The sequence below is a fragment of the Kitasatospora sp. NPDC057512 genome, assembly GCF_042802135.1.
In the GTDB taxonomy this organism is placed as follows: Bacteria; Actinomycetota; Actinomycetes; order Streptomycetales; family Streptomycetaceae; genus Kitasatospora.
The window spans coordinates 1-10,952 of sequence record NZ_JBHVET010000236.1 but is presented as its reverse complement, the minus strand read 5'-3'; the positions used below and the strand labels follow the sequence as shown (position 1 = coordinate 10,952).

General features: G+C 76.3%; 9 protein-coding genes. 3 read left to right on the top strand and 6 right to left on the bottom strand.

The features are described 5' to 3' along the window. Positions 1-61: 61 nt before the first annotated feature. The gene (locus ACFU6K_RS17540; RefSeq protein ID WP_380663938.1) at positions 62-1,738 is read right to left on the bottom strand and encodes an ALF repeat-containing protein; all 1,677 of its coding nucleotides are present in this window, start codon (positions 1,736-1,738) and stop codon (positions 62-64) included. 175 nt (positions 1,739-1,913) lie between these two features. Here ACFU6K_RS17540 and ACFU6K_RS17535 point away from each other — a divergent pair, with 175 nt between their 5' ends. The 3 genes from ACFU6K_RS17535 (at position 1,914) to ACFU6K_RS17525 (ending at position 6,102) form a co-directional block, all read left to right on the top strand. Then, entirely contained in the window at positions 1,914-2,858 is a 945-nt protein-coding gene (locus ACFU6K_RS17535) for an NAD-dependent epimerase/dehydratase family protein (RefSeq protein ID WP_380663936.1), read from the top strand. A 118-nt stretch (positions 2,859-2,976) separates the two neighbouring features. After that, complete coding sequence (locus ACFU6K_RS17530) at positions 2,977-4,053, top strand: LuxR C-terminal-related transcriptional regulator (protein WP_380663935.1); 1,077 nt, start codon at positions 2,977-2,979, stop codon at positions 4,051-4,053. Positions 4,054-4,311: 258 nt separating this feature from the next. Next, positions 4,312-6,102: a beta-galactosidase family protein gene (locus ACFU6K_RS17525; RefSeq protein ID WP_380663933.1), complete on the top strand. Its 1,791-nt coding sequence runs from the start codon at positions 4,312-4,314 to the stop codon at positions 6,100-6,102. Positions 6,103-6,140: 38 nt separating this feature from the next. Here the strand turns inward: ACFU6K_RS17525 and ACFU6K_RS17520 are convergent, their stop codons facing one another. The 5 genes from ACFU6K_RS17520 to ACFU6K_RS17500 all read right to left on the bottom strand — a co-directional run bounded on the left by ACFU6K_RS17520 (position 6,141) and on the right by ACFU6K_RS17500 (position 10,891). Beyond that, positions 6,141-7,400 (bottom strand): SLC13 family permease, encoded by a 1,260-nt coding sequence (locus tag ACFU6K_RS17520; RefSeq protein ID WP_380663939.1) that lies wholly within the window; start codon positions 7,398-7,400, stop codon positions 6,141-6,143. A gap of 139 nt (positions 7,401-7,539) precedes the next feature. Further along, positions 7,540-8,382 carry a DUF4253 domain-containing protein gene (locus ACFU6K_RS17515; protein ID WP_380663932.1) on the bottom strand — a complete coding sequence of 281 codons (843 nt, stop codon included), beginning with the start codon at positions 8,380-8,382 and terminating at the stop codon, positions 7,540-7,542. A gap of 49 nt (positions 8,383-8,431) precedes the next feature. Then, a complete protein-coding gene (locus ACFU6K_RS17510; protein WP_380663930.1) occupies positions 8,432-9,442 on the bottom strand; it encodes an aldo/keto reductase in 1,011 nt (336 codons plus the stop codon). Positions 9,443-9,507: 65 nt separating this feature from the next. Next, on the bottom strand, positions 9,508-10,353 hold the full coding sequence (locus tag ACFU6K_RS17505; protein ID WP_380663929.1) for a S1 family peptidase: 846 nt from the start codon (positions 10,351-10,353) through the stop codon (positions 9,508-9,510). Positions 10,354-10,477: 124 nt separating this feature from the next. Continuing rightward, the gene (locus ACFU6K_RS17500) at positions 10,478-10,891 is read right to left on the bottom strand and encodes a hypothetical protein (protein WP_380663927.1); all 414 of its coding nucleotides are present in this window, start codon (positions 10,889-10,891) and stop codon (positions 10,478-10,480) included. Positions 10,892-10,952: the final 61 nt, after the last annotated feature.

Sequence of the window (10,952 nt, the reverse complement as noted above, 5' to 3'; positions counted from 1 at the left end):
GGGATGTCAGCCTCCGGGTGTCAGCTCCCGGGTTCTGCTCCCAGGTGTCAGCTCCCGGGTGTCAGCTCTCGGTGGAGCGGCGGCGGGCGGCCACGACCAGCGCCGCGCCCGCGGCGAGGGCCGCGACGGCGCCGCCGGCCTCCCAGCCGAGCCCGTCGGTGCCGGTGGCGGCGAGCGCGCCGGAACCGGTGGTGCCGGTGCTGCCGCTGCCCGTGCGGGTGCCGGTGGTGGTGCCGGTCCCGGTGGCGGTGCCGGTGGTGAGGCCGACCGGCTGCACGGTCTGCGGCTGCTGCCCGGTGCCACCGGTGCCCGCGCCCGTCCCCGCACCCGTCCCCGCACCGTTGCCCGAGCCGTTGCCCTGCTTGGCCGCCGCGGCCTCGTCCTCGGCCCGGGCCTTGGCCCAGCCGTCCTTGAGGAAGGCCAGGAGGTCCGCGTAGCTGCCCTCGTAGGCGGCCATGGCGGCCTTCTTCACCGCGGGGCCGCCGGTCTCGATGATCTGGGAGACCTTCAGCCGGTTGTCGCTGAAGCGCAGGTTCGGCAGCTCGACGGTCAGGAAGCGCCGCACGTCCTCGGCCTTGCCGTCCAGGGCCTTCTGGGCGGCCGCGGCGGTGACCGGACCGGTCTCCTTGTCGGCGATGACGCGCAGCACCTCGACCCGGTCGTCCTCGAACTGGGCCTTGGCGAAGCCCTCGTTGAGGAAGGCCTCGACGGCCGCGTCGGTGCCGGCGTCCAGCGCCTTGCTTGCCGCCTCGCGCACGCCCGGGCCGCCCTGGTCCATGAGCTGGCTGAGCTTGACCCGGTTGTCGTCGGCGCGCAGCCTGGGCAGCTTGGTCGTCAGGAAGGTCCGCAGGTCGGCCGCGCCGCCCTTGAGGGCCTGCTCGGCGCCCTCGCGCACGCCGGGGCCGGTCTTGGGGTCGGCCACCAGGGCCTCGACCTTGGCGCGGTCCTCGTCCTCGGCGCGGGCGGCGTACTGGCCGGTCGCCAGGAAGTCGAGGATGTCCTGGTAGCTGCCGTTCAGCGCCACGGCGGCGGCGAGGCGCAGCGCGGGGCCGGCCCCTTCGGCGCCGTCGGCGATCCGGGCGAGGCGCAGCCGGTTGTCGGGCTGCTGCTTCTCGGCGAGTTCGACCTCGAGGAAGTGGCGCAGCTCGGCGGCGCCGCCCTTGAGGGCCTTCTCGGCGGCCTCGCGGACCTTGGGGCCGGTGAGCGGGTCGGCGAGGATGGCCGCGATCTTGGCGCGGTCCTCGTCCTCGGCGCGGGCGACGTACTGGCCGGTGGTCAGGAACGCGGTGATGTCCTCGTCGGTGCCGCGCAGGGCGGCCTTGGCGGCCGCCTTCACGGCCGGGCCGCCGACGGCGTAGATCTGGGAGACCCGGACCTGGTTGTCGATCCTGGTCTGCTCGTCGTGCTCGACCGTCAGGAAGTGACGCAGCTCGGCGGCGCCGCCCTTGAGGGCCTTCTCGGCCGCCTCGCGCACGCCGGGGCCGCTCTTCGGGTCGGCGAGGATGCGCTTGACCTCGGCGCGGTCGCGCTGCTCCTGGCCGTCGGCGCCCTGGGGCGCGGTGTCCTTGGCGGAGTCGGAGCCGGTGTCGGGGCCGGAGATGCCGGTCGGCTTGGGGGTGTCGGTGGCCGAGGCCGTGGCGGGGAAGAGGACGGCGGGGGCCAGAACGGCGGCCGCGACGACGGCGGACACCCGGGGCAGCTTCATCTTGAGCGAGACCTGCTTTGTACGAAGGATCATGAAACGCCAACAGCATAGATCCACTTTTACGACTGCCATACCAATTATTTGCCGAATCCCCCAATCCCCCCCACCCGACCGCGTAGTGCACCGCGCCCCGCCCGCATATCGCCGACGCCCCGCCCGCGCCCCGCCTGAGCCCCGCCCGTCCGGGGCCGCCACTAGGGTGTGGCGGATGAGCTTCCACCTGGTCGTCGGACACGGGCCCGCCGGGGCCGCCACCGCCCGCCTGCTGGCCGAACAGGGCCACGAGGTCCGGGTCGCCACCCGTACCGGACGCCCCGCCGGGCCGGCCGTCCCCGGCGTCGAGCACCTCGCCCTGGACGCGAGCGACCCCGCGGCGCTGGCGCGGGCCGCCCGCGGCGCCGTGGCCGTCCACGGCTGCGCCGCGCCGCCGCTGCCGCAGTGGGCGCGGCTCTGGCCGGCGCTGAGCGCCTCGCTGTGCGCGGCGGCCGAGGAGAGCAGCGCGGTGCTGGTCATGCTCGGCAACCTGTACGGCTACGGGCCGGTGGCGGGGGCGATGACCGAGGACCTGCCGCTCGCCGCGACCGGCCCCAAGGGGCGGGTGCGGGCGGCGGCCTGGGAGCGGGCGCGGGCGCTGCACGAGGCCGGGCGGATCCGGGCGGTGGAGGTGCGGGCCTCGGACTTCTTCGGCCCCGGCGTCACCGACGGCGGCCACCTGGCCGCGCGGGTGATGCCCAACCTGCTCAAGGGCCGCCCGGTCGCGACGCTCGGCGACCCGGACGCCCCGCACAGCTGGACCTACCTGCCGGACGTGGCCCGGGCGATGGCCGAACTCGCGGGCGAGGAGCGGGCCTGGGGCCGGGCCTGGCACGTGCCCACCGCCCCTGCCCTGTCGGTGCGCGCGATGGTCGAGCGGCTGGCCGCCGAGGCCGGCGGCGGCCCGGTCGCGGTGCGCCGCCTGCCTGCGGCGGCGCTGGCCGTGGCGGGGCTGTTCTCCCCGCTGCTGCGCGAACTGCGGGAGACGCGTTACCAGTTCGACCGGCCGTTCACGGTGGACTGCTCCGCGTACGAGGCCGCGTTCACGGTGCGCGCCACACCGCTGGAGGAGCAGCTGCGGGCCACGGTCGCCTGGTGGCGCGAGCACGGCGGCCGGTGACCGACGGGGGCGTCGGCCACCGGCGGAGGCGGGCGCCCCTCCCCCCGCATCGCTCCGTATCCGTCCTTCCTCGTCCGTTCACCGGACACGGAGCCCCTGCCTCCGTAGGATTCCGTCCGTGGCCAAACGACGTGAGGTTGAGCGGGAAGTCCTGGGTTCCATAGGCGAGTTGGCGGCCTCCAAGCCGCCCGCCTGCGAGCTGTTCCGCGCGCTGCACACCCTGCTGCTGGAACCGCTCGGCTTCGACGGCGGCTGCTGGCACGGCAACGACCCGGTCACCGGGTTCCCCACCTCCACCGTCGCCGACGGCCTCGACCCCTCCCAGTTCGAGCAGGCCGTGCACCTGGAGCTCCAGGGCGAGGACTCCACCACCTTCACCGCGATCCGCACCGCCGGCCACCGGGTGCAGACCATCGACCGGGCCACCGACGGCCGCCCCGAACGCAGCGTCCGCTACCGGGAGTTGCTCAACCCCTGCGGCTACGGCGACGAGCTGCGGATCAACTTCGACCTGGGCGGCGGCCGTTGGGGCTCCGCGGCGTTCATGCGCGAACGCGCCCGCGGCCGCTACGACCTGCCCAACCTGCGCCTGGCCGAGCGCGTCGCCGCCCCGATCGGCGCCGCCCTGCGCGACACCCACCTCGCCGCCCTGCGCGGCGCCGGCAGCCTGCCGCCCGTCCCCGCCCCGGCCGTCGCCATCCTGGACCGGCACGGGCGGCTGCGCTCGGCGGACGCGGCGGCCCGCGAACTGATCGGGCGGATGGCCGAACCCACCGCCCACACCGGCGGGGTGCCCAGCGGCTTCCTCACCGTCGCCCGCCAGGCCGCCCGCCGCGGCGGGCCGGCCGAGGTGCGGGTGTGCACCCCCGACGGCCAGTGGCTGTCCCTGCACGCCTCCCCGCTGGACGGCCGACGCGGCGGCGTCGCCGTCGTCGCCTCCCCGGTCTCCCCGGTCCAGCGCCTGCCGCTGGCGATCCTCGCCCACGGCCTGTCCCCGCGCGAACAGGAGGTCGCCCTGCACGCGGTGCGCGGCGCCAGCACCAAGGACATCGCCGCGCTGCTCCACCTGACCGTGCCCACCGTCCAGCAGCACGTCACCGCCATCCTCCACAAGACCGGCGTACGCTCCCGCCGCGAACTGGTCGCCCTCCTGATGGCCGACCACCTCCCCACCCTCGGCCTGCCGCCGCGGTAGCGGACGCACGACGCACGACTCCCGTCCGCGGTGTCGCAGGCGGGGCCCAGGGCCTGTCGCCGAACTCGCGCCCGCGGGCCGGCGCTCCCCCAGCCTGGCGGCCGGGAGGTGCCCCCGCCTCCGCCTTGCGATGCGCGCACCCCGACGCCGCGCGCTGATCCGACGTGATCCGAAAGAGAGGACCTAGGCTCGGCGGTGCCGGGTCTCCGGGGCCTCCGGGGACCGCGGGGGTGTCCTGCGGGAAGGCGGGGTGTGCGCATGCTCGGGTACGACGCGGACGGGTTCGTGCGGGACGGGGTGCCGCACCGGGTGGTGGCCGGGGCAGTGCACTACTTCCGGGTGCACCCCCGGCTGTGGGAGGACCGGCTGCGGCGGGTGCGGGCGCTGGGCGTGAACACGGTGGACACCTACGTGCCGTGGAACTTCCACGAACTGCCCGACGGGACGGTGGACTTCACCGGCTGGCGGGACGTGTCCCGGTTCGTGCGGCTGGCCGCCGGCCTGGGCCTGGACGTGATCCTGCGCCCCGGCCCGTACATCTGCGCGGAGTGGGAGTTCGGCGGGCTGCCCGCCCGGCTGCTCGCGGTGGACGGGCTGCGGCTGCGCTGCGCGGACCCGGCGTACCTGGCCGAGGTGGACGGCTGGTTCGACGCGCTGGCGCCCGAGCTGCTGCCGCTGCTGGCGAGCCGGGGCGGTCCGGTGGTGGCGGTGCAGGTGGAGAACGAGTACGGCAGCTACGGCGACGACGCCGCCTACCTCGCCCACCTGCGCGACGGCCTGGTCCGGCGCGGCGTGGACTGCCTGCTGTTCACCGCCGACGGCGCCCACGACACCATGCAGCAGGGCGGCGCCATCCCCGGCCACCTCGCCACCGCCACCTTCGGCTCCCGCGCCCCCGAGCGCCTCGCGGTGCTCCGCCGCCACCAGGGCGAAGGCCCGCTGACCGCCATGGAGTTCTGGATCGGCTGGTTCGACCAGTGGGGCCTGCCGCACCACGTCCGCGACCCGAAGGAGACCGCCGCCTCGCTCGACGAACTCCTCGCCACCGGCGCCTCCGTCAGCCTCTACATGGCGCACGGCGGCACCAGCTTCGGCCTGTGGTCCGGCGCCAACCACTCCGGCGCCCACCCGCTGGACGCCGGCTACGAGCCGACCGTCACCAGCTACGACTACGACGCGCCGATCGGCGAGGCCGGCGAGCTGACCGAGAAGTTCCACGCCCTGCGCGAGGTCATCGGCCGCTACCTGCCCCTGCCGGACGGCGAACTGCCCGCTCCCGTACCCCGGGTGGCGCCGCAGCGGCTGGAGCGCGCGCACGGGCGGGCACCCCTGGCCGAGGCCCTGGACGCGCTGTCGCGGCCGCGACGGCACGCCGCGCCGCTGCCGATGGAGCAGGTCGGGCAGGACCGCGGCCTGATCCACTACCGCACCCGCGTCCCCGGACCGCGCCCCGAACTGCCGCTGCGCATCGACGGGTTGGCCGACCGGGCACAGGTCTTCGCGGACGGCCGCCCGCTCGGGACGCTGGAGCGCAACTCCCCCGGCGCGACCCTGCCGCTGGCCACCGGGCCCGACGGCGTCGTCCTGGACATCCTGGTCGAGGCCCTGGGCCGGGTGAACTACGGCCCGCAGATGGACGACCGCAAGGGCATCACCCGCGGCGTCTCGCACGGCCACCAGCGGCTCTTCGACTGGCAGATCCGGCCCCTGCCGCTGACCGACCTGTCCGCCCTGCGCTTCACCGACGACGCCGGGGCACGCGACGGGGAACCGGCCTTCCACCGCTTCACCGCCGAACTCCCCTCCCCCGCCGACGCGTTCATCGCCCTGCCCCACTGGGGCCGCGGACTGCTCTGGCTCAACGGCTTCCTGCTCGGCCGCCACTGCGCCGCCGGCCCCCAGCACACCCTCTACGCCCCCGCCCCGCTGTGGCGGGCCGGCGCCAACGACCTGGTCGTCCTGGAACTCGAACGCCACGGCATGGCGGTGGAGCTGCGCGACGCACCGGACCTCGGCCCGGTCACACCGGCCCCCAGCTCCGAGTACTGACCGGCCCGGGGCGCCGCTCGGAACATCGAGGGCCCCGCTCAGACGCCGATCAGGCGCAGCGAGGCCCACAGGGCCAGGACCGCGGCGGTGAGGGTGGCCGGGACGGCGAGCAGGCCGAGGCGGGTGAACTCGCGCAGGTCCACCGGTACGCCGCGGTCGCGGACGATGCCGCGCCACAGCAGGGTGGCCAGCGAGCCGGCGTAGCTGAGGTTGGGGCCGATGTTCACGCCGAGCAGGACCGCGAGGACGGCGCCGGGCCCGACGGGGGCGGCCAGCGGCACCAGGGCGAGGGTGGCGGGCAGGTTGTTGATGACGTTGGCGAGGACGGCGGCCAGGGCGGCGGTGGCGAGCAGGGCGGGCAGCGCGGTGCCGGACGGGACGAGGTGGGCGAGGCCGGCGGCCAGGCCGTTGTCGACGACCGCGCGCACCACGATGCCCAGGGCGAGGACGAACGCCAGGAACGGCAGGGCGGCCGAGCGCACCACCGTCGCGGGGGTGGCGTGGCCGCGGGCCAGGGCGCGGGCGGCCAGGACGGTGGCGCCGGCGGCCGCCGCCCAGGCCGGGTTGACGTCCAGCGCGGAGGCGAGGACGAACCCGGCGAGCGTGCAGCCGACGGTGGCCAGGGCGAACACCGGCATGGCGGGGGCAGGTCCGGCCTCGGGGGTCTCGGTGGGGGCGGCGTCCAGGTCGGCGGCGAAGCAGCGGCGCAGCACCAGGTACTCGACGCCGACCGCCGCCAGCCACGGCAGTGTCATCAGGGCGGCGAAGCGGCCGAAGCTCAGGCCGCTGGCGGTGAAGGCGAGCAGGTTGGTCAGGTTGGAGACCGGCAGCAGCAGCGAGGCCGTGTTCGACAGGTGGGCGCAGGCGTACAGGTGCGGTGCGGGCCGGGCGCCCAGGCGGGCGGCGGTGGCGATCACGACGGGGGTGAGCAGGACGACGGTGGCGTCCAGGCTGAGCACCGCGGTGACGACCGAGGCGACGGTGAACACCTGGACCAGCAGTCGGCGCGGGCGTCCGGCGGCGCTGCGCGCCATCCAGGCCCCGCAGGCGCGGAACAGCCCCTCGTCGTCGCAGAGCTTGGCCAGGACCAGGACGGCGGCCAGGAAGCCGATCACCGGTCCGAGGCGGGCGGCCTCGGCGGTGGCGTGCTCCAGCGGGACGGCGCCGGTCGCCACCAGCAGGGCGGCGGCCGGCACGGCGACGACGGCCTCCGGCCAGCCCCAGGGCCGGGCGACGGCGCAGGCCAGGACGAGCACCAGCAGTCCTGCGGAGAGGGCTTCGGCGCAGGCGGTGTTCAGGGCGTGCTCCTCGGGGGTGTGGTCGGTGCTCGCGCTCGGTTCGCGGCCCGGCGCAGCATGCCACATCGGCGGCGCGCGGCCGCCGGGCGGGTCGGGGGCCGGGAGTGTCGGCCCCCGGTCCCGTATCCCCTGGGTCGGGTCAGTCCCACCAGAAGGACCACTGGTGGGCGCCCACCAGCTGTTCGGCGTAGGCGGTGAGGGTGCCGGTGCCCTGGAAGACGAGGTCGGGGCAGAAGGCGGTGTGCTCGGCGGCCAGCGGGAGCGCCTCGGCGAGCGTGGCGGGCGGTACGGGGACGCTCAACTCCAGGGTGTCGAAGCCGACTTCGACGACCTGGGCGCCGAAGCGGCGTTCCCAGTCGGCGAGCACGGCGGCGATCCTGCCGGTGTCGGCGTGGTTCGCCGGTCCGCCCCAGCCGCAGACCGTCAGCGCCTCGGCGCCGCTGCCGGCCCGTACCAGGCCGAGGCGGACGTCCTTGAGGGAGCCCAGCACCTCGGCCAGCTCCCGGGCCTCGGTGCCGGCGGCGCCGTCGGGCACGGTGGCGGCGGGGGCGGGGCCGGGCCAGGTGCGGCCGTAGGGGGCCAGGGCCTCGTCCAGGATCCCGGCGTCCTCGCTCGCGTCCTCGCTCGCGTCGCCGTCCTCGTCCTCGTCCTCGTCGACCTGCTTCCACCAGCGGCGCAGCAGCGCCTGCGGGTCGTAGAGGGAGGGCTCGGCGGCGTCGGCCGGGTACAGCTCGCCGGACAGCCAGGGCCGGTAGTCGTCGCCGGTGCGGTCCAGCGGGCTGAGCAGCAGCGGCCACAGGCCGGTCCGCGGGTGGGCGCGGTGCAGCTGCCGCCACAGCCCGGCGGGCGCGGGGTCGTCGCTGATCCACAGCAGCGGCTGCCGCCCGTCGTCCTCGGCGACCAGCCGGCCGGGCGGCAGGTCGACGGGCAGGTCGACGGGCAGGGCGGCGAGGGCGGCGGCGAGGTCCGGGTGCTCGGTCATGCGGCCCACCGTAGGGGCGGGCACCGACAACCGGGCGGCCGTGGGCGCGTCAGGACCAGGGCAGGGCGGCCCGCGTGCGCCAGTAGGCCTCGGCGGGCTCGGCCATGGCGGCGAGGGCCGCGAGGTCCTCGGGGGTGGGGCGCAGGCGGGTGGCGGCGAGGTTGGAGGTGAGCTGGTCGGGGGTGGCGGCGCCGGACAGGACGGTGTCGGCCCAGGGCTGGGCGGCGGCCGCGGCCAGGGCGAGGGCGTCGGCGCTCGCGCCGGTGTGCTGTGCGAGGGCGCGCAGGGCGGTGGTGTCGGGGCCGGTGGCGTTGCGGCCGGCCAGGCGGCCGTTGGCCATGGCCTCCTTGACGACGACGAGCCAGCCGGCCGCGTGGGCCTCGGCGAGGGCGGGGGCGGCGGAGGTCTCCAGCAGGTTCCAGGTGGCCTGGACGGCGGTGAACAGCGGGCGGCCGTCCGCGGTGACGGCGAGGGCCCGGCGGATGGTGTCGGCCTGGGCGGGGCCGCTGGTGGACAGGCCGACCCGCACGCCTTCGGCGGCGAGGGCGGCGAGGCGCCGGTGCAGGGCGGGGTCGGTGAGGGCGGGGCTGTCGGGGGTGACGGAGTGGACGAGGTAGACGTCCAGGTGGTCGCCGAGCAGGGCGCGGGTCTCGTGGATCTGGCGGTCGTAGACGGCCGTCGAGTGCTCCTTGACCTCGTGTGCTGCGACTCCGCCGGTCCGCCAGTCGGCGGTGTAGGTGTAGCCCCACTTGCTGCCGACCGTCACCTCGGCCGCGGCCCGGGGGTGTTCGGCGAGCCACTGGCCGAGGAACTCCTCGGCGCGGCCGTAGGAGCGGGCGGTGTCGAGGTAGCGGACGCCGGCGGCGTACGCGGCGTCGAGCAGGGTGTGGGTGCGGGCGCGCAGGGCGTCGACGGTGCGGTCGGCGGGCAGGTCGGTGTCGCGCCCGAGGTTGATGTAGCCGGGCCGGCCGACGGCCGCCGTGCCCAGGCCGAGGCGCGCGGGGTGCGGGCGCGCGGCGGCGGGGGCGGGGGTTGCGGTGGCGGCGGGGTCGGTCGGCATGGCGGGCTCTCCTCGGGCGCGACGGTTCTCACCTGGGACCTTAGCCGCGCGGTGGTGCCGGGCCGTCAGCCGGCGGCGATGGTGGCGCGGATCCAGGGGGCGTAGGCGGGCACGTCGGTGTACAGGCCGGGGCCGCCCGCGCAGGGCACGCCGGGGGCGCCGGGGCCGGAGGTGGTGCCGACCAGTTCCCAGCGGCCGCCGCGGCCGCGCTGGATCTGGGGGCCGCCGGAGTCGCCGAAGCAGGCCATGGCCCGCGGGATCCGGCTGAGCGTGCACAGGCGGGTGGGGTCGGCGTAGCCGGGGGCGCAGTCGGCCGGTGCGCCGATGCGGCTGGGCAGTTCCTGGAGGCGCTCGGGGAAGACCATCTGCTGGTAGTCGCTGGTGTCGACGACGGTGCCGAAGCCGAGCAGCCGGGTGGGGGTGCCGGGGGTTCCGGGGTGTTCGGCGATGCGGACGGGCTGCCCGGCGGCGGGGCGGTCCAGGCGGACGAGGGCGAGGTCGTCGTGGTTGGGGCGGGTGGCGTCGCCGAAGCCGAAGCCGGGGTGGACGACGACGCGGTCGACGTCGCGTACGGTGCCGCCGCTGTCGCGGTGGGCGCTGCCGATGCGCACGGTGCCCTTGAGGGTGACGCCCACCACGCAGTGGGCGGCGGTCAGCACCCACTGGCGGTCGATCAGGGTGGCGCCGCAGGCGCCGTCGGGGAGTTGCTCGGCGCTCAGCGGGAGGGTGGCCATGAAGGGGTAACGCTCGGTGGAGTCACGGCCGTTGACGATCGCCGAGGCGCTGCCGCTCATGGCGGTGGCGCCCAGCGCGGCGGCCAGGGCGGCGACGGCGGCGGCGCGGACGGCGCGGGTGGCTCGACGGTGGGTGGTCGTACGGACGGTGGCACGGGCGGGCGTACGGAACGGCACGGGTGACGGCCTTTCGGTCGGTCGGCTGGCGCGGATACGACCAGTCAAACCGGCACCCGCCCGCCGCAACACCCGGCCAGCGGGCCGTCCTGCCCTGGGGATATCCCCCGGACCGGCCGTCGGACTACCGGCCGGCCCGCCCGCGCTCCCCCGGCGACGGCGGCAACGGCGGCGACGGCCACGGCAGCGGCACCTCGGAGCCCGGCGCGCCAAGGCTCTGCTCCAGGCGCAGCACGAAGTTGACGTAGCCGAGCGGCTTGCCCGGCCAGTGGCGGTCGTTGCTGGTGAGCAACCGGCTGCGCAGGCCGTCGTGTTCGGTGACCGGTCCGGGGGTGGTGCGCAGGTTGGGCCGCCAGGTGCGGCCCCACAGGTGGTGTTCCAGGAACAGCGTCCAACTCTCCTCGTCCACCACGATCGTGGCGCCGACCCGCCCCGGCAGCACCCGCAGCCCGTACGCGCCGCGCACGACCGCCCGCTGGTCGAAGTCGGCGCTCGTGCCGACCACGGTGATCCGCCATGCGCCGTGGAACCTGAGCACGCCCGCCTCCTGACGCCCGCGGCGCCCGCTCCGGCAGCGGGCGCCCCGTCCACGTCTACGG